The 21,935-nt window shown below is 72.6% G+C and carries 26 protein-coding genes and 1 pseudogene; 9 read left to right on the forward strand and 18 right to left on the reverse strand.

Going from position 1 to position 21,935, the window contains the following annotated elements:
* Positions 1 to 13: 13 nt before the first annotated feature.
* From ABZY20_RS17275 to ABZY20_RS17285, 3 genes are read right to left on the reverse strand one after another with little or no spacing between them, the layout of a single operon-like run.
* The gene (locus ABZY20_RS17275) at positions 14 to 316 is read right to left on the reverse strand and encodes a sulfurtransferase TusA family protein (RefSeq protein WP_356442371.1); all 303 of its coding nucleotides are present in this window, start codon (positions 314 to 316) and stop codon (positions 14 to 16) included.
* Positions 313 to 1,563 carry an MFS transporter gene (locus ABZY20_RS17280; protein WP_356442549.1) on the reverse strand — a complete coding sequence of 417 codons (1,251 nt, stop codon included), beginning with the start codon at positions 1,561 to 1,563 and terminating at the stop codon, positions 313 to 315. Before ABZY20_RS17280 ends, ABZY20_RS17275 begins: the two co-directional genes overlap by 4 nt.
* A gap of 50 nt (positions 1,564 to 1,613) precedes the next feature.
* On the reverse strand, positions 1,614 to 2,327 hold the full coding sequence (locus ABZY20_RS17285) for a metalloregulator ArsR/SmtB family transcription factor (RefSeq protein ID WP_356442372.1): 714 nt from the start codon (positions 2,325 to 2,327) through the stop codon (positions 1,614 to 1,616).
* A 199-nt stretch (positions 2,328 to 2,526) separates the two neighbouring features.
* Here ABZY20_RS17285 and ABZY20_RS17290 point away from each other — a divergent pair, with 199 nt between their 5' ends.
* Complete coding sequence (locus tag ABZY20_RS17290; protein ID WP_356442373.1) at positions 2,527 to 3,792, forward strand: MFS transporter; 1,266 nt, start codon at positions 2,527 to 2,529, stop codon at positions 3,790 to 3,792.
* 26 nt (positions 3,793 to 3,818) lie between these two features.
* Here ABZY20_RS17290 and ABZY20_RS17295 read toward each other — a convergent pair whose 3' ends face one another.
* The 8 genes from ABZY20_RS17295 to leuA form a co-directional block, all read right to left on the reverse strand.
* Complete coding sequence (locus tag ABZY20_RS17295) at positions 3,819 to 4,085, reverse strand: metal-sensitive transcriptional regulator (RefSeq protein ID WP_356442374.1); 267 nt, start codon at positions 4,083 to 4,085, stop codon at positions 3,819 to 3,821.
* 40 nt (positions 4,086 to 4,125) lie between these two features.
* Positions 4,126 to 4,494: a thioredoxin gene (gene trxA / locus ABZY20_RS17300; protein ID WP_356442375.1), complete on the reverse strand. Its 369-nt coding sequence runs from the start codon at positions 4,492 to 4,494 to the stop codon at positions 4,126 to 4,128.
* A 199-nt stretch (positions 4,495 to 4,693) separates the two neighbouring features.
* Positions 4,694 to 5,560, reverse strand: a complete 867-nt coding sequence (locus ABZY20_RS17305) for a sulfite exporter TauE/SafE family protein (RefSeq protein ID WP_356442376.1) — start codon at positions 5,558 to 5,560, stop codon at positions 4,694 to 4,696.
* Positions 5,561 to 5,565: 5 nt separating this feature from the next.
* Entirely contained in the window at positions 5,566 to 6,147 is a 582-nt protein-coding gene (locus ABZY20_RS17310) for a rhodanese-like domain-containing protein (RefSeq protein WP_356442377.1), read from the reverse strand.
* Positions 6,144 to 7,547 (reverse strand): MBL fold metallo-hydrolase, encoded by a 1,404-nt coding sequence (locus tag ABZY20_RS17315; RefSeq protein ID WP_356442378.1) that lies wholly within the window; start codon positions 7,545 to 7,547, stop codon positions 6,144 to 6,146. Before ABZY20_RS17315 ends, ABZY20_RS17310 begins: the two co-directional genes overlap by 4 nt.
* Positions 7,544 to 7,891 carry a rhodanese-like domain-containing protein gene (locus ABZY20_RS17320; protein ID WP_356442379.1) on the reverse strand — a complete coding sequence of 116 codons (348 nt, stop codon included), beginning with the start codon at positions 7,889 to 7,891 and terminating at the stop codon, positions 7,544 to 7,546. Before ABZY20_RS17320 ends, ABZY20_RS17315 begins: the two co-directional genes overlap by 4 nt.
* A 253-nt stretch (positions 7,892 to 8,144) precedes the next feature.
* A complete protein-coding gene (locus tag ABZY20_RS17325) occupies positions 8,145 to 8,843 on the reverse strand; it encodes a TerB family tellurite resistance protein (protein WP_356442380.1) in 699 nt (232 codons plus the stop codon).
* 186 nt (positions 8,844 to 9,029) lie between these two features.
* Positions 9,030 to 10,751: a 2-isopropylmalate synthase gene (leuA, locus tag ABZY20_RS17330; RefSeq protein WP_356442381.1), complete on the reverse strand. Its 1,722-nt coding sequence runs from the start codon at positions 10,749 to 10,751 to the stop codon at positions 9,030 to 9,032.
* Positions 10,752 to 11,074: 323 nt separating this feature from the next.
* Here leuA and ABZY20_RS17335 point away from each other — a divergent pair, with 323 nt between their 5' ends.
* From ABZY20_RS17335 to ABZY20_RS17345, 3 genes are read left to right on the forward strand one after another with little or no spacing between them, the layout of a single operon-like run.
* Positions 11,075 to 12,136 (forward strand): M4 family metallopeptidase, encoded by a 1,062-nt coding sequence (locus ABZY20_RS17335; RefSeq protein WP_356442382.1) that lies wholly within the window; start codon positions 11,075 to 11,077, stop codon positions 12,134 to 12,136.
* A gap of 20 nt (positions 12,137 to 12,156) precedes the next feature.
* Positions 12,157 to 12,423 (forward strand): protealysin inhibitor emfourin, encoded by a 267-nt coding sequence (locus ABZY20_RS17340; protein ID WP_356442383.1) that lies wholly within the window; start codon positions 12,157 to 12,159, stop codon positions 12,421 to 12,423.
* A 58-nt stretch (positions 12,424 to 12,481) separates the two neighbouring features.
* Positions 12,482 to 13,804 carry a GH1 family beta-glucosidase gene (locus tag ABZY20_RS17345; RefSeq protein ID WP_356442384.1) on the forward strand — a complete coding sequence of 441 codons (1,323 nt, stop codon included), beginning with the start codon at positions 12,482 to 12,484 and terminating at the stop codon, positions 13,802 to 13,804.
* Here the strand turns inward: ABZY20_RS17345 and ABZY20_RS17350 are convergent.
* A pseudogene (locus ABZY20_RS17350) lies at positions 13,794 to 14,030 on the reverse strand (SAM-dependent methyltransferase); the annotation flags it as partial. The gene ABZY20_RS17345 and the pseudogene ABZY20_RS17350 overlap by 11 nt on opposite strands.
* 128 nt (positions 14,031 to 14,158) lie before the next feature.
* Here ABZY20_RS17350 and ABZY20_RS17355 point away from each other — a divergent pair.
* The 3 genes from ABZY20_RS17355 (at position 14,159) to ABZY20_RS17365 (ending at position 15,896) form a co-directional block, all read left to right on the forward strand.
* Positions 14,159 to 14,602 (forward strand): ATP-binding protein, encoded by a 444-nt coding sequence (locus ABZY20_RS17355; RefSeq protein ID WP_356442385.1) that lies wholly within the window; start codon positions 14,159 to 14,161, stop codon positions 14,600 to 14,602.
* Between the two features lie 88 nt (positions 14,603 to 14,690).
* On the forward strand, positions 14,691 to 14,798 hold the full coding sequence (locus tag ABZY20_RS17360; RefSeq protein WP_356442386.1) for a keywimysin-related RiPP: 108 nt from the start codon (positions 14,691 to 14,693) through the stop codon (positions 14,796 to 14,798).
* Between the two features lie 501 nt (positions 14,799 to 15,299).
* Positions 15,300 to 15,896: an ABC transporter ATP-binding protein gene (locus tag ABZY20_RS17365; protein ID WP_356442387.1), complete on the forward strand. Its 597-nt coding sequence runs from the start codon at positions 15,300 to 15,302 to the stop codon at positions 15,894 to 15,896.
* Here the strand turns inward: ABZY20_RS17365 and era are convergent.
* Positions 15,821 to 16,780 carry a GTPase Era gene (gene era, locus ABZY20_RS17370; RefSeq protein WP_356442388.1) on the reverse strand — a complete coding sequence of 320 codons (960 nt, stop codon included), beginning with the start codon at positions 16,778 to 16,780 and terminating at the stop codon, positions 15,821 to 15,823. The genes ABZY20_RS17365 and era overlap by 76 nt on opposite strands.
* A gap of 172 nt (positions 16,781 to 16,952) precedes the next feature.
* Between era and ABZY20_RS17375 the strand changes: the two genes are divergently transcribed.
* On the forward strand, positions 16,953 to 18,263 hold the full coding sequence (locus tag ABZY20_RS17375) for an ammonium transporter (RefSeq protein ID WP_356442389.1): 1,311 nt from the start codon (positions 16,953 to 16,955) through the stop codon (positions 18,261 to 18,263).
* Positions 18,260 to 18,598, forward strand: coding sequence for a P-II family nitrogen regulator (locus ABZY20_RS17380; RefSeq protein ID WP_356442390.1), 339 nt, complete (start codon positions 18,260 to 18,262; stop codon positions 18,596 to 18,598). The genes ABZY20_RS17375 and ABZY20_RS17380 overlap by 4 nt, the downstream gene beginning before the upstream one ends.
* A 291-nt stretch (positions 18,599 to 18,889) precedes the next feature.
* Here the strand turns inward: ABZY20_RS17380 and ABZY20_RS17385 are convergent, their stop codons facing one another.
* From ABZY20_RS17385 to ABZY20_RS17405, 5 genes are read right to left on the reverse strand one after another with little or no spacing between them, the layout of a single operon-like run.
* A complete protein-coding gene (locus ABZY20_RS17385; protein ID WP_356442391.1) occupies positions 18,890 to 19,243 on the reverse strand; it encodes a cytidine deaminase in 354 nt (117 codons plus the stop codon).
* Positions 19,244 to 19,263: 20 nt separating this feature from the next.
* Positions 19,264 to 19,623 (reverse strand): MmcQ/YjbR family DNA-binding protein, encoded by a 360-nt coding sequence (locus ABZY20_RS17390; RefSeq protein ID WP_356442392.1) that lies wholly within the window; start codon positions 19,621 to 19,623, stop codon positions 19,264 to 19,266.
* Positions 19,620 to 20,924 carry a hemolysin family protein gene (locus ABZY20_RS17395; RefSeq protein WP_356442393.1) on the reverse strand — a complete coding sequence of 435 codons (1,305 nt, stop codon included), beginning with the start codon at positions 20,922 to 20,924 and terminating at the stop codon, positions 19,620 to 19,622. The genes ABZY20_RS17390 and ABZY20_RS17395 overlap by 4 nt, the downstream gene beginning before the upstream one ends.
* An 8-nt stretch (positions 20,925 to 20,932) precedes the next feature.
* Positions 20,933 to 21,430: an rRNA maturation RNase YbeY gene (gene ybeY / locus ABZY20_RS17400; RefSeq protein ID WP_356442394.1), complete on the reverse strand. Its 498-nt coding sequence runs from the start codon at positions 21,428 to 21,430 to the stop codon at positions 20,933 to 20,935.
* Positions 21,431 to 21,444: 14 nt separating this feature from the next.
* A complete protein-coding gene (locus tag ABZY20_RS17405; RefSeq protein ID WP_356442550.1) occupies positions 21,445 to 21,897 on the reverse strand; it encodes a PhoH family protein in 453 nt (150 codons plus the stop codon).
* Between the last annotated feature and the right edge of the window lie 38 nt (positions 21,898 to 21,935).

The following is a 21,935-nucleotide window of genomic DNA, read 5'->3' on the forward strand; positions in this document are numbered from 1 at the left end:
GGCGGGCGCCGGGTCAGCCGCCGTCCCGGTGCCAGGGCGCGCCGGGCCGGGTGGCGCGGGCGCCGGGGGCGAGCCGCAGGGCGTGCACCGGCCGTCCGGCGCCGGGGACGGGTCCGAGGTGGTGGTGTCCGGTCAGGTGGCACCAGGCGGGCGGGTCGAGCGGTGCGGCGGGGTCGGTGGCGACGACGTGCACGACGGTGCCCGGCGGTGCGCCGGTGATCTCCGCGCGCAGCCTGAGCAGGAGCGTGACGCGGAGCAGGCCGGTGCCGTCGACGGTGAGGTCCGGTGCCGGGGTTCCGGAGGAGGGGGCGGTCACCGGCGGTGGGCCGTGGCGGCGACGGCGGGCAGGAGGGCGAGGGAGAGGGCCCCGCCGGCGAGGGCGAGGACGGGGTAACCGGTGGCCGCGACCACGAGGCCGGAGGCCATGCCGCCGGTGGCACCGGCGACCGCGATCGAGACGTCGACCAGGCCCTGCGTCTTGGCGCGGGTGGCGAGCGGGACGGTGTCGGTGATGATCGCGGTGCCCGCGACGAGGCCGAAGTTCCAGCCCAGTCCCAGCAGCGCGAGTGCGAGCGCGAGCAGCACGACGGAGTCGCCGGGAGCCGCGGCGGCGAGGACGCCGGCGGCCAGGAGGGTGACTCCGGAGGCGGCGGCCATCGTCATGCGGCCGTAGCCGTCGACGAGCCGGCCGGTCAGCGGGGAGGGCAGGTACATCGCGCCGATGTGGACGGCGATGACGAGGCCGGAGGCGGCGGTGCCGTGGCCGTGGTCGTGCATGTGGACCGGGGTCATCGTCATGATCGCGACCATGACGAGCTGGGTGAGGACCATGACCAGCGCGCCGAGGACGACGCCCCCGCGCCCTTCCTGCGCCTCCGCGCCCCCGCCGGCGGCGGTCCTGGCCTCCTCGGCCGCGAGGCCGCGGGCCAGCAGGAGCGGGTCGGGCCGCAGCCAGAGGGCGAGGACGAGGGCGGCCAGGGCGTAGGCCACGCCGGAGAGGAGGAACGGCCCGGCGAGGTGCGGCAGGCCGAGCGTCTCGGCGGCTCTCCCGGTGGGGGCTGCGAGGTTGGGACCGGCCACGCCGCCGAGGGTGGTGGCGACCAGGACGGTGGAGACGGCCCGGGCCCGGTGACCCGGCGCGGCGAGGTCGGCTCCGGCGTAGCGGGCCTGGAGGTTGGTCGCGGTGCCGGCGCCGTAGACGAACAGGGCGAGGAACAGCAGCACCGCGTTGCCGAGCGCGGCGGCGGCGATGACACCTGCCGATCCGACGGCCCCCGCGAGGTAGCCCGCGGCGAGACCGGGCCGGCGGCCCCGGGCCTGGGAGACCCGGCCGACGGCGACGGCGGCGAGGGCGGATCCGGCGGTGAACAGGGCGCTGGGCAGCCCGGCGAGGCTGGTCGAGCCGAGCATGTCCTGGGCCAGGAGGGCGCCGACGGTGACCCCGGCGGCGAGGCCCGCCCCGCTGAGCACCTGGGAGACCACCAGGACACGCACGATCCGGGCCTGGGCGGCGACCGGGTCGGGTGCGGTGGCGGTGACGGGGGTGTCGCGGCCGACGCGCACCGGCCCGCCCGCCGGTCCCGGGTGCGGGGGCAGGCCGTCGCCCGGGCCCGTCACGTCAGGTCCGAGGCGTCGACGGGCAGCTCCGCCAGGCGCCACTCCAGCATGCCGTCGTCGAGACGGACGGCCCGGCGGCCGCGGCCGGACAGCAGCCGCACCGCGTCGTGGGCCAGCACGCAGTACTCGCCGCGGCAGTAGACGACGATCTCCATGTCCTTCGGCAACTCGTCGATCCGCGCGGCCAGCTCCTGCACCGGGATGGAGAGCGCGCCGGGGATGTGCCCGGCCCGGTACTCCTCCTCCGGCCGCACGTCGAGCACGACGACGTCCCCGGCGGCGATCCGCGCCCGCAGCTCCTCGCGGCCGACCGCGGTCGAGGTCGCCCCCGGCTCCTCGCGGCCGGCCTCGACCGCGACGTCCCCGCCGAGATAGGCGTCACGGGCGGCCGGGACCGTCGGCTGGTGGGCTTCGGCGACCTTGCGCAGCAGCGCGAACAGCCGGGCCACGTCGTCACCGGCGAGGCGGTAGTGGACGCGCACGCCCTCACGGCGGGTGGCCACAAAACCGGCCTGCTTGAGGACCTGCAGATGCGCCGAGGCGGTGGTCAGGTTCAGCCCGGCCGCCTTCGCCAGCGCGTCGACGGTGCGCTCGCCCTGGGCCAGCAGATCCAGCAGCTCGAGCCGCTTTCCGCTGGCCAGGGCCTTGCCGCTGGCGGCGAACGCGTCGTACAGACGCACCTTCGCGGTGCTCTTCGTGTGCTCCGGCAACAGATCCTCCATAAATCCATGGATTATCGTAGACGAGAAGTGAGGGCCTGACCACACACCTCGTTCCCGAGATCCTGGAGGACGCCATGGGCTTCGCGGACGACGCCATCGGCTTCGCGGACGATCACCTCGTCCCGCGCGCGACGACGGCCGCCGACGGGACACAGGCCTTGCGCGGAGCACGGAGGGACACCCTGTCGTGAACCGTGCCTCCACCTCCGCCGGGGCGGCGGATGCCGCCGGGCGGCCCGTCCGGCTGGGACTGCGGGAGAACCGGCTGCAGTTCACCCTGCTGGTCGTCGTCAACGTCTGCGTCGGCGGCCTGGTCGGTCTGGAGCGCACCACGGTCCCGCTCATCGGCACGGAGACGTTCGGCCTGACCAGTGACCTGGCGGTGTTCTCCTTCATCATCGCCTTCGGCCTCACCAAGGCGCTGACCAACCTCGCCGCCGGGGCGCTCACCGCCCGGTTCCGGCGCAAGCGGCTGCTGGTGGCGGGCTGGCTGATCGGCGTGCCCGTGCCGTTCGCCCTGGCCTGGGCACCCTCGTGGGGCTGGATCGTCGCGGCGAACGTGCTGCTCGGCCTGAACCAGGGTCTGACCTGGTCGATGACCGTCAACATGAAGATCGACCTCGTCGGCCCGGCCCGCCGGGGCCTGGCCACCGGCCTGAACGAGGCCGCCGGGTACACCGCGGTCGGGGTCACCGCCCTGCTCACCGGCTACCTCGCCACCGCCTACGGCCTGCGTCCGGTGCCCGAGCTGATCGGCGTGGTCTTCGTCGCCGCGGGGCTCGCCCTGGCGCTGGTCGTCCGGGACACCGCCGCCCATGTCGCGCTCGAACTCGCCCATCACGCCGAGCCCTTGCCCACCGACGAGGACACCGGCCTCAAGGCGACGTTCGCCCGCACCTCCTGGCACAACCGCTCGCTGCGCGGCGCAAGCCAGGCCGGACTGGTCAACAACCTCAACGACGGCCTCACCTGGGGCGTGTTCCCGCTGCTGTTCACCGACCACGGCCTGGGACTCGCCGCCGTCGGCCTGATCAAAGGCCTGTACCCCATCCTGTGGGGCCTGGGGCAGATCCCCACCGGCCATCTCGCCGACCGCATCGGCCGCAAACCCCTCATCGTCCACGGCATGCTGGTCCAGGCCGCGGGGTTCGTCCTCGCCCTGGCCCTGCTCGACCGGCCGCTGCTCGCCGGCGTCCTGTCCGCCGTCGCGCTCGGCCTGGGCACCGCCATGGTCTACCCGGCGCTCATCGCGTCCGTCTCCGACCACGCCCACCCGGCCTGGCGGGCAGGCGCGCTGGGCACGTACCGGTTCTGGCGGGACATCGGCTACGCCGCCGGCGCGCTGGTCGCGGGCGTCCTCGCGGACGCCCTCGGCCTGAACGCCACGGTCGTCGCCGCCGCCGCGCTCACCGCCGCCTCGGGGCTGCTCGCCGCCCGCTGGATCACCCGTTGAGGGATCCCGGACGGGGACGAGGAGACCTAGGAGAGGGAGAGGAAGAGCTTCTCCATCTTCTTGGTGTCGAGGCTGTCGGCGCCGCCCTCCTGGGTCAGGCACTCCTTGAGACCGCTGGCGACGATGGCGAAGCCGGCCCGGTCCAGCGCGCGGTTGACCGCGGCGAGCTGGGTGACGACGTCCTCGCAGTCGCGTCCTTCCTCGAGCATGCGCACGACGCCGGCGAGCTGGCCCTGGGCGCGCTTGAGCCGGTTGGCGGCCGACCGCACCTGGTCGGCGGGGAGCTGGACCATGGGGTGTTCCTCTCACGGGGCCGGCCGGGACCGGCCGCGGTCACTGGCTGGGGCTCTGGGCGGCGAGGGAGGCGCGGACCTCGTCCATGTCGAGCCCGCGGACGGCGGTGATCAGCTGCTCCAGGGCCTGCGGCGGCAGGGCGCCGGGCTGGGAGAAGACCAGGACGCCCTCGCGGAAGGCCATCAGGGTCGGGATCGAGGTGATGTCCGCCGCGGCGGCCAGGGCCTGCTCGGCCTCGGTGTCGACCTTGCCGAAGACGATGTCCGTGTGCGCCGCGGAGGCCTTCTCGTAGACGGGGGCGAACATCCGGCACGGCCCGCACCAGGAGGCCCAGAAGTCGACGAGGACGATGTCGTTGTCGGTGACGGTCTTCTCGAAGTCGGCTGCGGTGAGGTCGACGGTGCTCATGTGACGGTTCCTTCCGTTGCACGGGAGTGCTGGCTTTTGATACCCCCTGGGGTACTTAACAGCGGGGTGGTCCGGAGCATTCCGCCGCTGTGCGGCCGGCGGTCCGGGCACACCACTGCCCCGGCACACCGGGAGTGCGGTGTGCCGGGGCAGTCGTGTACCGGGGCGTGCCGGGGCGGGGCGTGCCGGGGCGGGGACGTCAGGTCCGGTGCACGGCGCGTCGCAGCGGACAGCGCGCGACGAAGCCGTAGCAGACGCCCGCTCCGACGCCCAGCGAGGCGAGGGCCGCCAGGACCGGGACGCCGATCTCGGCGGGGGCCTGCTGAAGCAGCACGAAGGCGCCCATGGCCAGGACGAACCACGCGAAGAGGCGCGAGAGCACGTGCGCGGGGACCCGCCCGGCCAGCCGCGCCCCGGCGAGGCTGCCGACGACCGCGAAGCCGGTGACGGCCAGGGTCAGTCCCCAGTCGATCTGGACGCTGGAGAGGTAGCCGGCGAAGCCCGCGGCGGACTTCATGGCGATGACCAGCAAGGAGGTGCCGACCGCCACCGGCATGGGCAGTCCGCCCAGCAGGGCCAGGGCGGGGACGACGAGGAAGCCGCCGCCCGCGCCGACCAGGCCGGTGGCCAGGCCGACGGCCGCGCCGTCCAGCAGGACCCGGCCCACCGGGAGCTGCCGGTGGGCGCCGTCGGGGTCGGCGGCGCGGCGCCCGCGGAGCATGGCGGCGGCGGTGACGATCATCATGACCGCGAAGGCGATCAGCAGGACCACGTCGGGGATGTGGCCGCCGATCAGTCCGCCGGTGTAGGCGCCGGCCATGCCGGCCGCTCCGAACAGCACGCCCGTGCGCCAGCGGACCCGCCCGCCGCGGGCGTGACCGATCAGGCCCACGGCGGAGGTGACGCCGACGACGAACAGGGAGGTGGCGATGGCCACCTTGGCGTCCATGCCGGCGACGTAGACCAGCAGCGGCACGGTGAGGATCGACCCGCCTCCGCCGAGCAGCCCGAGGGAGACACCGACCAGCAGCGCGAGGACGAGGACCAGGGCGAGCGTCAGCGTCATGGCGCTCACCTGCCGTCGGCGAGCTGCGCGATGGCCCGGCCCGGGTCGTAGGACCGCGTGCGGTTCCACGGCATCTTCGACAGCAGGACGCCCATGGCGCAGGTGTTGCTGATCGCGGCGAAGGCCAGTCCCCCGCCGACGAACGCCGCCAGGGCCTGCAGACCGGGGACGAGGAAGCTGCCGAGCGCGCCGAGCAGCACCAGGGAGCCGGCGGCCAGGCGGACCTGGCGCTCCATGTCCCAGCGCTCCTGGCCGTAGTTGGTGGGGGCGCCGGACTTCTCCCAGGCGGTCATGCCGCCCGCCAGGACCGCCAGGCCCGGGAGCCCGGCCTCGGCGAGGGCGCGTTCGGCCTGGCCGGCGCGCTGGCCGGAGCGGCACACCAGCACCACGTCGGTGTCCAGGTGCTTCGTCAGCTCCTCGCGGTGCTCGCGCAGGGTGTCCAGCGGGACGTTGTAGGAGCCGGGGATGTGCGCTCCCTCGAACTCGGCGGGCGAGCGGACGTCGAGCAGCCGCGGCGGCCGGGGCGAGTCGAGCTGGGCGCGCAGCGCGTCGGCGGTCAGGCTGCGGGGGGTGGTGGGGGTGGTCACGCGTGGGTCTCCTGTCGGGGGTCGCGGGGTGCGGGAAGGTCGGTGGGCAGGGGGCACAGCCCCAGGTCGCGGGCGCTGTCGAAGCTGTCGTCGACGGCGACGACGTCACGGCCGCGGGCGTCGAGCAGCGCGGCGACGACCCCGGCGCGGTAGCCGCCGGCGCAGTGCACCCAGACGCGGCCCGGGGGGATCTCGCCGAGGCGGCCCGGCACCTCGTGGACGGGGATGTGCACCGAGCCGGGGATGTGCGCCTCGGCGCGCTCCTGGTCGCGGCGCACGTCCAGGACGACCAGGTCGTCGCCGGCGTCCAGGGCGTTCTTGAGGTCGCCGAACGTGGCGCGCCGGTAGGCGGCCAGCGGCTCGCCGCCGGACCAGTCCTCGGGTCCGCCGGTGGCCATGGCGGCCGGGCGGTCGATGCCGATGCGGACCAGCTCGCGCTGGGCCTCGGCCACGTCGCCGGCGGTCTCGCCGAGCAGGGTGACCGGGGTGCCCCACGGGATCAGCCAGCCCAGGTAGGTGACGAACTGGCCGTCCAGGCCGAAGTTGAGGCTGCCGGCCAGGTGCCCGGCGGCGAAGGCGGTGCGGTCGCGCAGGTCGACCACCCACTCGCCGGCCTCGATCCTGCGCCGCAGCTCGGCCGGGTCCGCCACGGACGGCGCGGACAGGTCCGGCTTGCCGGGCCCCGCGGAGTTGGCCGGGCCCATGTGGGCGTAGTAGGCCGGGTAGGCGTCCAGGCCGGCCAGGAGCTGCTGGACGTAGGCCTCCTCGTCGGCGGTCAGCGCGGTGTTGGTGCGCTTCTCCTCGCCGATGGTGCTGGACAGACCGGAGGCCTGGGTGGCGGAGCAGAACGAGCCGAACCCGTGGGTGGGGTAGACGGCCGTCTCGTCCGGCAGTTCCTCGGCCAGCCGGTGGGCGGAGCGCCACTGGGCCCGCACCAGGGTGTCGGTGTGGTCCGGGCCGAGCAGGTCCGGCCGCCCGGTGGTGCCGTACAGCAGGGAGCCGCCGGTGAACACCGCGATCTGCTCGCCGCCGGCCTCCAGCGCGTAGGACAGGTGGGTGTGGGTGTGGCCGGGGGTGTGGATCGCCCGCACCCGCAGGGTGGCGCCGACCTCGATCACCTGGCCGTCGCGGACCGGGGTCCGCTCGTAGGAGACCTCGTCGTCGGCGTTCACCAGGTACTGGGCGCCCACTTCGCGGGCCAGGGCCAGTCCGCCGGTGACGTAGTCGTTGTGGATGTGCGTCTCGAAGACGTGGGTGATCCGCACACCGGCGGCGTCGGCCAGCGCGGTGACGCGGTCGTAGTCGCGCTGGGGGTCGACGACCAGGGCCACGGAGCCGTCGTGGGCGAGGTAGGTGCGGTCGCCCAGGCCGGGGGTCTCGACGGGCAGGACGGTGATCATCGGGTCTCCTCGGGGGTCGCGGGGGCGCCGGGCTCGTCGCCGGTGGCCACGGGACGGCCGGCCTCGATCCAGGCGGCGGTGCCGCCGCTGACGCTGTGGGCGTCGTAGCCCAGGCCGCGCAGCAGCGAGGTCGCCTGCGCGCTGCGGCCGCCGCTCTGGCAGATGACGTGCACCGGCCGGTCCTTGGGCAGCCCGGCGAGCTCGAGGGGGAGGTTGGGCAGCGGTGCCGAGCGGGCGCCGGGGACGTGGCCGGCGCGGTACTCGCCGCCGTTGCGGACGTCGACGACGAGGGCGCCTGCCGCCTGCGCCGCGGCGAACCGCTGCTGGTCGATCTCGGGAACCATGCGGGGACTCCTGCTCACTTGCCTTCTGAAAAATACCCGGGGGGGTATGTCAGAGCCCAACCGTAACAGGGGCGCGTTTATGCCCCCGGGGGTATCCGATGGTGATGCGCATCACAGAATCGGGTGACGGCTGCGGGCGCCGGACAGGCGGACGGGGACGCTGCCCGGGGATCCCCGACGCCGCACGCACCGGTCAGCGGAAAGCCCGGACGCCGAGGGCGTCCGGGCTCGTGGCGCAGGGGCAGCGCGGCGGCTAGGAGGGCGTGCGGGCGGCCGCCGCCAGCAGGCGGGTCACGTCGTCGGAGCAGAGGGTGAGCGCCGCGCCGACCGTGGCGAGGACGTCCCGTTCGGCCGGGGTGTACGGCCCGTCCGCGAGGGCGATGCGCGCGCCCTGGAGCAGGATCGACTCGCGGCCCACGGTGGCGAGGTGCGAGGCGAGCGGGTCCAGGGCCTCGTGGAGCTCTATGGCCAGCCCGGCGCCGCAGGGTTCGCCGGTGATCCGCCCGGTGTCCGCCTCCAGGGCCTCGACGAGGGCGGCCAGTTGCTCCTCCGTGCAGTCGTCGAAGCCGGCCGCGCGCACGGCGAGCACGGCGGACTCCAGGGCCGTACGGGATCCGGCGCCGCCCGCGGCCAGCACGGCGAGGGCGACCGTGTGCACGGCGTCGCGGAGCATCGCGGAGAAGCGGGTGGTGGTCGGATGGTCGAGGATGTCCGTGCCGAAGTGGCGGCGGCAGGCGGCGCACTCCACGACCGGGCCGGTCTCGCCGCGCGGCAGCACGGGCAGGCCGAGGAAGGTGAAGCGGCGCTGTCCCGTCAGCCGCTGGTAGTTGCGGTCGCCGCCGCAGCCGGGGCAGAAGAACTCCCCGTCACCGGCGGCCGTCCACGCGGTGCGGGTGCCCAGGAGGCGAGAAAGCCTGGCGGCATGGCCGTTTCGTCCCCGTCCTGGCAGCACGTCGCACCTCCGTCACGCCGCACGGCAACGTCGCCGCGCTTGCGTGATGTTAGCCACATCCGCGAGGAGGAGTCAGCACCCCGGCGGAGACCTTTCCGTGACTCTCACAGGGATTGGCCGGTATACGACGGGGCTCCGCCCGCCGGACACCGGCGGACGAAGCCCCTGAATCCCCGTTACGACTGGTCAGCGAGTCGCGCGGTTGACGGCCGACACGACCGCCTTCAGCGAGGCCCGCGTGGTGTTCGCGTCGATTCCGATCCCCCACAGGACCTTGTCGCCGATGGCGCACTCGATGTAGGAGGCGGCCTGCGCGGAGGCGCCCTCGCTCATCGTGTGCTCCTGGTAGTCCAGCAGGCGTACGTCGATGCCCACGGACTGCAGCGCGTCGAAGAAGGCGGAGATCGGTCCGTTGCCCGTGCCGCTCAGCACGGTGTCCTCACCGTCGACCGTGGCCTCGACGGTGAGCGTGTCGACGCCGTCCCGGTCGGTGGTGGACTGCCCGTTCCTGACCTGGATGCGGCCCCACGGGTTCTCCGGGTTGGGCAGGTACTCGTCCTGGAAGACGGCCCAGATGTCCTTCGGGGTGACCTCGCCGCCCTCGGCGTCCGTCTTCGCCTGGATGATCCGCGAGAACTCGATCTGCATCCGGCGCGGCAGTTCCAGCTTGTGGTCGTTCTTCAGGACGTAGGCGATACCGCCCTTGCCGGACTGGGAGTTGACCCGGATGACCGCCTCGTAGGAGCGGCCGACGTCCTTGGGGTCGATCGGCAGGTAGGGCACGGCCCACTCGATGTCGTCGACCGTGACGCCCTTGGCCTTCGCATCGGCCTCCATGGCGTCGAAGCCCTTCTTGATGGCGTCCTGGTGGGAGCCGGAGAAGGACGTGTAGACCAGGTCGCCCACGTACGGGTGGCGCGGGTGGACCTCCATCTGGTTGCAGTACTCCCACGTGCGACGGATCTCGTCGATGTCGGAGAAGTCGATCTGCGGGTCGACGCCCTGGGAGAAGAGGTTCATGCCCAGGGTGACCAGGTCGACGTTGCCGGTGCGCTCGCCCTGCCCGAACAGGCAGCCCTCGACGCGGTCGGCGCCGGCCATCAGCGCCAGCTCGGCGGCGGCGACGGCGGTGCCGCGGTCGTTGTGCGGGTGGATCGACAGGCAGACGTGCTCGCGGCGGGAGAGGTTGCGGCCCATCCACTCGAAGCGGTCGGCGTGCGTGGAGGGCGTGGAGCGCTCGACGGTGGCGGGCAGGTTCAGGATGATCTCGCGGCCCGGGCCGGGCTGCCAGACGTCCATGACCGCCTCGCAGACCTCCAGCGCGAAGTCCAGCTCGGTGTCGGTGAAGATCTCCGGGCTGTACTGGTAGCCGAACTCGGTCTCGGGGCCCAGCAGCTTCTCGGCGTACTCCATGACCAGGCGGGTGCCGTCGACGGCGATCTGCTTGATGTCGTCCTTGGAGCCGCGGAAGACGACCCGGCGGAACACCGGCGCGGTGGCGTTGTACAGGTGGACGGTCGCGCGCCTGGCGCCCTTCAGCGACTCCACCGTGCGCTCGATCAGGTCCTCGCGGGCCTGGGTCAGCACCGAGATGGTGACGTCGTCGGGGATGGCACCCGGCTCCTCGATGATGGAGCGTACGAAGTCGAAGTCCGTCTGGCCCGACGCGGGGAAGCCGACCTCGATCTCCTTGTAGCCCATCTTGACCAGCAGGTCGAACATCGCGCGCTTGCGGGCGGGCGACATGGGGTCGATCAGGGCCTGGTTGCCGTCGCGCAGGTCGGTGGAGAGCCAGCGGGGGGCGGTGGTGATGCGCTGGTCCGGCCAGGTGCGGTCCGGGATGTCGACCTGCTCGTAGCGGCCGTACTTGTGGATCGGCATGGAACTGGGCTGCTGGCGGTTCGCCATGATGCTTAGGGCTCCTCAGAGGGTGTCCGGAAGGACGGCCGACGACGCAGCACCAAGCTCCGCGGGGAGGGAGTCGGCCTCGACTACAGGCCCTCGCCGCGGCAGCTAAGGAGAAGCAGCCCGAAACGCATGATGCGCAGCATGCTAGCCGAGCCTCTTCCCTGCGCGTGGGTTCGTATCAGTATGCGGGACCGGGCGCACATACGGGACAAAAAGTGCGCCATACCACTTCATCGCGGAGCGTGAGGGTCCGCGTCCCGGTTTTTCACCAATCATGGTGGCTGGCGGTGACAGTCCTGTCACGCAGTGCAAGGGTGCCGGGCATGACGACTCACGGGGGCTTCGAGCCCGTCTTCTGCACCATCGTCCCGCCCCACGTCCTCGACCGGCTCTCCCAGGCCGAGGACCCCGCACTCGCCCGCGCCGCCCGCCACACCCTGCAGCGCGACGCCTACGAGCGCACCCAGCGCCGCCTCACCACCGTCCTCGGCGCCCCGGCCGTCCCCTCGGCCGCCGACGGCAGGCCGCGGCGCACCGTCCACGACGCCCGCCACGGCACCGACCTGCCCGGCCACAAGGTCCGCGGCGAGGGCGACAAGCCCGGCAAGGACGCCACCGTCAACCGCGCCTACGCCGGTCTGGGCGCCACCTTCGAGCTGTTCCTGCAGGCGTACCGGCGGGACTCGATCGACGGTGACGGGCTGCCGCTGACCGCGACCGTGCACTACGAGCGCGACTACAACAACGCCTTCTGGAACGGCGAGCAGATGGTCTTCGGCGACGGGGACGGGGAGGTCTTCCTCGACTTCACCATCCCGATCGACGTGATCGGCCACGAACTCGCGCACGGCGTCACGCAGTACACCGCCAACCTCACCTACTTCGGCCAGCCCGGCGCCCTCAACGAGTCCCTGTCGGACGTCTTCGGCGCGCTGATCAAGCAGTACACGCTCGGCCAGACCGCGGCCGAGGCCGACTGGCTGATCGGGGCGGGACTGCTCGCCCCGCGGGTGACGGGGGTGGCGCTGCGCTCGATGAAGGAACCGGGCACGGCGTACGACGACGACGTGCTCGGCAAGGACCCGCAGCCCGCGACGATGGACGGTTTCGTGCGCACCGGCCGGGACAACGGCGGTGTCCACATCAACTCCGGCATCCCCAACCACGCCTTCTACCTGGCGGCCACGGCCCTGGGCGGCCACGCCTGGGAGCGCGCCGGGCAGATCTGGTACGACGTGCTGACCGGCGGGGAGCTGGGGCAGCAGGCGCTGTTCGCCGACTTCGCCGCGCTCACCGTCAAGGCCGCCCGGGAGCGCTTCGGCGACGGGGAGGAGCTGGACGCCGTGTCGAAGGCCTGGGAACGGGTCGGGGTGCGGACCCCGTAGTTCCGTACTAGACAGGTGCCATGCGGATTCTGGTGAGGCGCACGGGCGGTTTCGCGGGCATCGAGCGGCATGCCGAGGTGGACACCTCGGGCCGTCCCGACGCCGCCGAGTGGCACGCCCTGGCCGAGCGGGCGGTCGCCGCAGGCCGGGGCACGCCGCCGATCGGGGTGCCGGACGGGTTCAGCTACCAGATCACGGTGGACGACACGACGGTGTACGCGTCCGACCCGCGGCTGACGGAGGAGCAGCGCAGGCTGATCTCGCGCGTGCTGAAGGAAGGGGCCTGACAGGTCCCCGGCGGCGGCCTGTTGACTTCCGTTACCGCCGGTACGGATGATCCGGCGCATGGCGACTGACGCAGGCACCGAGATCCCCCGTTTCCCGGCCGGCTTCCTCTGGGGCGTGTCGACCTCGGCCCATCAGATCGAGGGCGCGGCGGACGAGCGCGAGCCGTCCGTGTGGGACGCCTTCACGGCCGGGCCGGGACGGATCAAGGACGGCTCGACGGCGGCGGTGGCCTGCGACCACTACCACCGTCACCGCGAGGACGTGGCGCTCCTCGCGGACCTGGGTGTGAACGCCTACCGCTTCTCGGTCTCCTGGCCGCGCGTCCGCTCCGCGCACGGCCTGGACTTCTACGACCGGCTGGTGGACGACCTGTGCGCGGCGGGCGTCCGCCCGGTGCCGACCTTGTTCCACTGGGACCTGCCCGTGGACCTGGACTGGCTCGACCGGGACACGGCCGCGCGCTTCGCCGAGTACGTCTCGCTGGTCGCCGGCCGTCTCGGCGACCGCGTGAGCCGGTGGATCACGCTCAACGAGCCCGCCGAGCACACCCTGCTGGGTCACGCCCTGGGCGTGCACGCGCCGGGCCGGCGGCTGCTGTTCGACGCGCTGCCGGCCGCCCACCACCAGTTGCTGGCCCACGGGCTGGCCGTCCGGGCCCTGCGCGCCGCGGGGGCCGCGGACATCGGCATCGCCAACTCGCACGGCCCGACCTGGGCGGCCTCGGAGGAGGAGGCGGACGTGGAGGCGGCCGGGTTCTACGACCTGCTGCTCAACGGCCTGTTCGCGGATCCGCTGCTGCTGGGCCGGTACCCGGAGGGCATCGGCGAGCTGATGCCCGGGGACGTCGAGGCGGACCTGAAGGTCATCGCGGAGCCGCTCGACTGGTACGGCGTCAACTACTACGCCCCGACGCGGGTGGGCGCCCCGCAGGGCGCGGAGATCGAGTTCGGCGGGGTCAGCATGCCCGCCGAACTCCCCTTCTCCGTGCGGGAGATCGAGGGGCGTGAGGTGACCGACTTCGGCTGGCCGGTGGTCCCCGAGGGACTGACCGAGCTCCTCACCGGCTTCCGCGACCGCTACGGCGACCGCCTGCCGCCCATCGTCATCACCGAGAACGGCTGCTCGTACCCGGGCGTGGACGACCAGGAGCGCATCGCCTACCTGGACGGCCACGTCCGGGCCCTGCACCGGGCGCTGGAGGCGGGCGTCGACGTGCGCGGCTACTTCGTGTGGTCCCTGCTCGACAACTTCGAGTGGGCGGAGGGCTACGCACGCCGCTTCGGCCTGGTGCACGTGGACTTCGACACCCTGGAGCGCACCCCCAAGGCCTCCTACCGCTGGTTCCGCGAGCTGCTGCGGGACCAGGCCGCTACGGCTTGATGCCCACCCCGGTCCACAGGCTGACCTCGGCGTCCGTCGGGGCGTCGCCGCCGTCGGCGCCGGTGGCGTCCGGCCGCCAGCGGTGGCCCACGGTGACGCCCGGGTCGAGCAGTTCCAGACCGTCGAAGAAGCACGCGACGTCCTGGCGCGAGCGGAACCGCACCGGCGTCCCGGCCGAGGTGTAGATGTCGGTGACCTTCTGCCAGGTCGACGGGTCGAAGTCGGGGAGATGGTTGCAGCGTGAACTGCTCTGCCAGCATAGTTACTCGTGCGGCCAGAGCGCCGGAAGCCCGAACTGCCCCTTCCGGTCGATCCGTTGCCCCACTCGCCCACCCCCCACGGAAGGCGACCGCCGTGTCCCCCCACACGACTTCCACCCCCCGGTTCCTGGACGCGCTGCGCCCGGGCCGGACCCACTGGCTGGAGCTGCCTCCCCACCGCACCAGCGTCAGAGCGGCCCGGCACGCCACGCGGGCGCGGCTGGACTCCTGGCAGCTCCCCGACGAGCTGTGCGCGAACGCCGTCCTGCTGGTGTCCGAGCTGGTGACCAACGCCGTTCTGCACACCCTCAGCGAGCGGATCCTGTGCGGCGTCGGGCTGCTGACGGACGCGCGCTGCCGGCTGGAGGTGCACGACGGCGACCTGACGGAACGCGGCATCCCCGACCGCCGCCCCGGCCCGGACGACGAGAACGGCCGCGGACTGCTGCTCGTCCGGGAACTGGCGGACAGCTGGGGTGTCGTCCGCTCCTCCCTCACCGGCGGCAACGCGGTCTGGGCGAGTCTGCGGACCCGGTGATCGAACCGGTGGTGTCACCGGACCGTCCGCGCTCCGCACCTTTGGCGAATCGGTCGGGCCTATCGTGGATGGGACAACCGATGGCGACGTGCAGGTCAGGAGGTGCAACGACATGCGCACCTACGAGCGCCCGACGCTGACCGCGGTCGGCTCGTTCCGCAAGACCGGTCTGGGCTTCCGGAGGAGGTTCTTCTGACCCGCCGGCCGTCGCACCGGCGCGGGACCTCCAGGGGGCGGTAGGGCGTTCGCCCTGCCGCCCGGATTCTTTTGAGCACCTCGTGGCTCGGCGAACAGGAAGGGACCGGCATGGTCGATTTTCCTGATCCCGGCGAGCGGCCGGGCTGGTTCGTCGCCCTTCCGGACTGTGCCGCGGCGGCCCCGGTGTGCGCCGCCCTGCGCGCCCGGAAGGTTCAGGAGGTCGGTCATCCGTCGGGACGTCCGTGGCTGCTCGGCCGCTGGTCCCCCGAGGCCATGACGACCGGCGGGGCGGGCCGGACGAGGATCGCGGTTCTCGGCGAACACGCCGCCACCGGTGAGCGGCTCGCCTCGACGGCCGCCCGCACCGGCACGCTCACCGGCCTGGACGGGCCGGCCCGCGCCATGGCGGGCAGTTCGCACCTCGTCGCCTCGGTCGCCGGGCGGGTGGGTCGCCGACCGGCAGGGGTCGGTCGCCGATCTCGCCGCGTTCCTGCTCTACATGATCTACCTGGTGGAACCGATCGGGATGCTGTTCCAGTCGCTCAGCAGCATGGAGCAGGGCGTGGGCGCGTACCGCAGGGTCACCGAGGTGATGAAGCTGCCCACGGAGCGGGACACCCCGCCGGCGACCGCGGCCCCAGCCCCGGCGTCCCGCCCGGCGGGTGACGGCGGCCGTCCGCGGGCACCCGCGCTGGAGTTCCGCGACGTCTGGTTCGGCTACGACCCGGGGCGCCCGGTCCTGCGCGGCGTGACCTTCGAGGCGCCGCAGCACACCCAGGTCGCGCTGATCGGCAGCTCGGGCGTCGGCAAGTCCACCGTCTTCGCCCTGATCGAGCGGTTCTACGACCCGGACCGCGGCCACATCCTGGTCGACGGCCGGGACGTGGGCGGGATCAGCCGGGCCGAACACCGGGCCCGGGTCGGGCTGGTGGAGCAGCACGCGGTCCGGGGACGCCCGCGTACCGCGCACGGCCGGTCTGCGGGGCGGGCCCGGGTGACCCGCCCGGGGCGGGCCCGGGCTCAGAACCCCAGCCGGCGCAGCTGCTTGGGATCGCGCTGCCAGTCCTTGGCGACCTTGACGTGCAGGTCCAGGTAGACGGGCGTGCCGAGCAGCGCCTCGATCTGCTTGCGGGACTTGATGCCGACGTCCTTCAGGCGCTTGCCCTTGGGGCCGATGATGATGCCCTTCTGGCTGGGGCGCTCGATGTAGACGAAGGCGTGGATGTCGAGGAGGGGCTTGTCCGCGGGGCGGTCCTCGCGCGGCAGCATCTCCTCCACCACGACGGCGATGGAGTGCGGGAGCTCGTCGCGGACGCCTTCGAGGGCGGCCTCGCGGATGAGCTCGGCGATCATGACCTGCTCGGGCTCGTCGGTGAGGTCGCCCTCGGGGTAGAGGGCGGGGCCCTCCGGCAGCAGCGGGACGATCAGGTCGGCCAGCAGGTCCACCTGCTGGTCGCCGACCGCCGAGACGGGGACGATCTCCGCCCACTCGAAGCCCAGTTCCTTGCTGAGCTGGTCGATCGCGATCAGCTGCTCGGCCAGGGTCTTGCTGTCCACCAGGTCGGTCTTGGTGACGATCGCGATCTTCGGCGTCTTCTTGATCGACGCCAGTTCCTTCGCGATGAAGCGGTCACCGGGCCCGAGCTTCTCGTTCGCGGGCAGGCAGAAGCCGATCACGTCGACCTCGGCCCAGGTGGTGCGGACGACGTCGTTCAGCCGCTCGCCCAGGAGGGTGCGCGGCTTGTGCAGGCCGGGGGTGTCCACCAGGATCAGCTGGGCGTCGGGGCGGTGCACGATGCCCCGCACCGTGTGCCGCGTGGTCTGCGGCTGGTTCGCGGTGATCGCCACCTTCTGCCCGACCAGAGCGTTCGTCAGCGTGGACTTGCCCGCGTTGGGGCGGCCCACGAAGCAGGCGAAGCCCGCGCGGTGGGGTGCCTCGGACGGCTCGGATGACTTGCTGCGAACGCTCATGGCGCCCATTGTCCCTGATCCACGCGGCCCCTCCGCACAACGGGCCGCGGACTCCCGCCCCCGTGAGCTTTCCGAAACCCACACGTGACGAAACACCGCGGAAACACACCCGTGCCCGGCAGGAAACGCACGCCGGTGACCCTCTGACGAGCCCCCGGAGCCCCACCTCGTTGGAGACACCGTGACCCTGGCCGCCGCACAGGCCGACACCGGCGACACCGCCTGGCTGCTCGCCGCCACCGCCCTCGTCCTGCTGATGACCCCGGGCCTGGCCCTCTTCTACGGCGGCATGGTCCGCACGAAGAGCGTGCTCAACATGCTGATGATGAGCTTCGTCGCGATCGCCCTGGTCACGGTGGTGTGGCTGGCGGCCGGCTACTCGCTGGCCTTCGGCGAGGACGCCGCCGGAGGTCTCATCGGCGGGCTCGACCACGCCGGGATGAGCGGCCTCGGCCCGGACAGCGTCCAGGGCACGGTGCCCACGGTCCTGTTCGCCACCTTCCAGCTCACCTTCGCGATCATCACGGCGGCGCTGGTCAGCGGCGCGGTCGCCGACCGGGCGAAGTTCGGGGCGTGGCTGGTCTTCGTGCCGGTGTGGGCACTGCTGGTATACGTTCCGGTCGCGCACTGGGTGTGGGGACCGGGTGGCTGGATCCTGGAGCGGCTGGGCGCCCTGGACTTCGCGGGCGGGCTGCCCGTGGAGATCGTCTCGGGCGCCTCGGGGCTGGCGCTGTGCCTGGTGCTGGGTCCGCGCCTGGGCTTCAAGAAGGAGGCCATGCGCCCGCACAACCTGCCCATGGTGATGCTGGGCGCCGGTCTGCTCTGGTTCGGCTGGTTCGGCTTCAACGCCGGCTCCGCCCTCGGCGCCAACGGCCTCGCGGCCGCCGCGTTCCTCAACACCCTCGCCGCGGGCTGCACCGGCCTGCTCGGCTGGCTCTTCGTCGAGCAGAGGCGCGACGGCCACCCCACGACCCTGGGCGCCGCGTCCGGCGCGGTCGCGGGCCTGGTCGCCATCACCCCGTCCTGCGGCTCGGTCTCCCTGCTCGGCGCCCTGGTGGTCGGCCTGGCCGCCGGCACGGTCTGCTCGTACGCCGTGGGCTGGAAGTTCAAGCTGAACTACGACGACTCCCTGGACGTCGTCGGCGTCCACCTGGTCGGCGGTGTCATCGGCACCCTCCTCATCGGCGTCTTCGCGGTCGACTCGATGACGGGCGGCGCCGAGGGCCTGCTGTACGGCGGAGGGCTCGGCCAGCTCGGCAGGCAGCTGGTGGCCGTGGTCGTCGTCGCGGCGTACGCGTTCGGGGTGACCTACGGGATCGGCAAGCTGATCGACGTCACGATGGGCTTCCGGGCGAGCGAGGAGCAGGAGCAGACCGGCCTGGACCTTACGGTGCACGCCGAGACCGCCTACGATCACGGGGTCCTGGGCCACGGCGCCCCGGTCTCCTCCACCGTCGTCTCCCCCGCCCAGAAGGTCGTCCGCCAGGCATGAAGCTCATCACCGCGATCGTCAAGCCGCACCGACTCGACGAGGTCAAGAACGCCCTGCAGGAACGCGGCGTGCACGGCCTGACCGTGAGCGAGGCCAGCGGCTACGGCCGGCAGCGCGGCCACACCGAGGTGTACCGCGGCGCCGAGTACCAGGTCGACCTGGTGCCCAAGGTGCGCATCGAGGTCGTCGTCGAGGACGCGGACGCCGAGGCCGTCATCGACGCGGTCGTGAAGGCCGCGCACACCGGCAAGATCGGCGACGGCAAGGTCTGGGCGCTGCCCGTGGACACGGTCGTACGGGTGCGCACGGGCGAGCGCGGCCCCGACGCCCTCTGACACCGGGGCCGCGACGGGGGCGCCGGCGGCCGTCGCCGGGTTCTCCGTGCCGGTGAGGCCCGGTGCCGCCGCCGGCCTTCACCAGGGGTGCCGCAGTCGGCGCTGATGGCCGCCGTCCGGGGGGTGACGGCGAGTGCCGCGGGGGTGAAGGCGAGCCCGGAGACCGCGAGGGCCCCGGCCGCCAGTGCCTCACCCGCTCCGATTCGCTTGCGTCTCATGGGATGGCTTGCGCCCGGGGCAGGGGGCGGCAAGGTGGACATCGCGCCTCATCACCGGCGGTTACAGCGGAGTTCAGCCTGCCGTGACGGTGGTGTGGACCGTCCCGTCGGGCCCTGCCACCAGCACCGGCGTCCGCTCGCCACCGAGGTCGCGCACCGCCGCCCGGTCCTCGTCGGGCACCGACTCCGCCTCGGTCACCACCGCCGCCGCCTCCAGCGACCGCGCGCCCGAGGCCACCGCCATCGCCACCGCCGTCCGCAGGGCGCTGAGCCGCAGGGAGTCGAGGGCCACCGTGCCAGCGACATACGTACGTCCGGTCTCGTCGCGCACGGCTGCCCCCTCGGGCACACCGTTGCGGGCCCGCGCGGAACGGGCCAGGGTGACGATCTTGCGGTCCTCGGGGTCGAGCGCGCTGCTGTCGGTCATGATCCGAGCATACGGAAGCGTCACGGGCGGTCGAGGCGGAGGCGGTCCGCGCGCGGCAGTCCGGCCACGACGAGGTCGTAGGAGTCCTCGACGAGCTCCCTGACCAGCTGGTCGGGGAGGTCGGCGTCCACCGTGACCGTGTTCCAGTGGCGCTTGTTCATGTGCCAGCCCGGCACGATGAGCCCTTCGTGCTCGCGGCGCAGGCGGACCGCCTCGTCGGGGTCGCACTTGAGGTTGACCGTCAGAGGGCGCGCGTCGAGGTGCGACAGGGCGAAGAGCTTGCCCCGCACCTTGAAGACCGAGATCTCCGGGCTGAACGGGAAGTCCTCCACGGCCGCGTTGAACGACAGGCAGAACGCGCGCAGTTCCTGCGGGGTCACTCCGGCTTCTCCTCCTGCGGCGGGCCGGGCGGGTCCACCGGCTCCGCGAGCACGGTCACGATCTTGTTCCGGCGGCCGGCCGCCGCCTCCGCGGTCAGGCGCAGTTCCCGGCCGTCGGGGAGGGGGACGACGGACGACGCCCCGGCGATGGGCACCCGGCCCAGCGCCTTGGCCAGCAGTCCGCCGACCGTCTCGACGTCCTCGTCGTCGAACTCCTCCAAGCCGTACAGCTCGCCCAGGTCGCCGATGTCGAGGCGGGCGGTGACCCGGAAGCGGTCCTCGCCGAGCTCCTCGACCGGCGGCAGTTCCCGGTCGTACTCGTCGGTGATCTCGCCGACGATCTCCTCGAGGATGTCCTCGATGGTGACGATGCCGGCCGTGCCGCCGTACTCGTCGATGACGACGGCGACGTGGTTGCGCTCCTTCTGCATCTCGCGCAGCAGGTCGCCCGCGTTCTTGGTGTCGGGCACGAAGAACGCCGGGCGCATCGCCGTGGACACCTGCTCGGACTCGGCGTCGCGGCTGATGTGGGTCTTGCGGACCAGGTCCTTCAGATACACGATCCCGACGATGTCGTCCTCGCTCTCGCCGGTCACCGGGATGCGCGAGAACCCGGAGCGCAGGGCGAGGGTGAGGGCCTGGCGGATGGTCTTGAAGCGCTCGATGACCACCAGGTCCGTGCGCGGGACCATGACCTCGCGGACCAGGGTGTCGCCCAGTTCGAAGACCGAGTGCACCATGCGGCGCTCCTCGTCCTCGATGAGCGACTCCTTCTCGGCGAGGTCGACCAGGGCCCGCAGCTCCGCCTCGGAGGCGAACGGGCCGCGGCGGAAGCCCTTGCCGGGGGTGAGCGCGTTGCCGATGAGGATCAGCAGCGACGGGATCGGGCCCATGACACGGGCCAGCGGCACCAGGACGTACGCGGAGACCGTCGCCGTGTTCAGCGGGTGCTGGCGGCCGATGGTGCGCGGCGAGACGCCGACGGCGACGTACGACACCAGGACCATCACCGCGATGGCGACGAGCAGGGCCTCGGTGGTGCCGTCGAACGCCTGGAGGCAGCCGTAGGTGATCAGCGCGGCGGCGGCCATCTCGCAGGCGACGCGGACCAGCAGCGCCACGTTGAGGTAGCGGGTGGGGTCGGCGGCGACCTGGGCGAGCTTGGCGCTGCCGCGGCGGCCCGAGCGCACGGCCTCCTCGGCGCGGAAGCTGGAGACGCGCGCCAGGCCCGCCTCCGCGCAGGCGGCGAGCCAGGCCACGACGACCAGGGCGATGGCGCCCAGAGCGAGTTGCGGACTCATCGGCGGGCTCAGGAGACCGTCGGCGCCGGGGACGGGCCGGTCAGGCCCCGCTCCGCGCGCCAGCCGTCCACGATGGCCGCCTGGAGACCGAACATCTCGGCCTTCTCGTCCGGTTCCTCGTGGTCGTATCCCAGCAGGTGCAGCACGCCGTGGACGGTGAGCAACTGGAGCTCCTCGTCCATGGAGTGCTGCGTCTCGGCTTCCTTGCCCTGCTTCTGTGCGACCTCGGGGCACAGCACGATGTCGCCGAGCAGCCCCTGCGGCGGCTCGTCGTCGTCCTTGGACGGCGGGCGCAGCTCGTCCATGGGAAAGGACATGACATCCGTGGGGCCCGGCAGGTCCATCCACTGGAGGTGGAGCTGCTCCATGGCGTCGGCGTCCACGACGATCACCGACAGTTCGGAGAGCGGGTGGATGCGCATCCGTGCGAGCGCGTAGCGGGCGATGTCGAGGATCGCCTGCTCGTCGACCTCGGTTCCGGACTCGTTGTTGACGTCGATCGACATGGTGCTGTGCTTGTCTACTTCCCCTTGTGCGCGGACTTGCCGCGGCTCTTGTGCGAGCCGTTGCCGGTGCCGTGCTCGGTGTCGTACTTCTCGTACGCGTCGACGATACGGCCCACCAGCTTGTGCCGGACCACGTCGTGCGACGAGAGCCGGGAGAAGTGGACGTCGTCGACGCCCTCCAGGATCTCCTGCACCTGGCGCAGACCGGACTTCTGACCGTCGGGCAGGTCGACCTGCGTCACGTCACCCGTGATCACGATCTTCGAGTCGAAGCCGAGGCGGGTGAGGAACATCTTCATCTGCTCGGGGCTGGTGTTCTGGGCCTCGTCCAGGATGATGAAGGCGTCGTTGAGGGTGTTGTGCGTCAGCAGGTGGTCCTGCGTGACGTACAGCGAGTCCTCGGCCGCCACCTGGATACAGACGGTCTCCTCCCGGCCGGCGGGCTCGATGCTGTCGATGAACCGCATCGGGCGCCCGCCGCCTCCAGACGCGAGGTACTTGTCGC

Origin of the sequence: Streptomyces sp. NPDC006624 (genome assembly GCF_040611555.1) — a bacterium.
GTDB lineage: Bacteria > Actinomycetota > Actinomycetes > Streptomycetales > Streptomycetaceae > Streptomyces.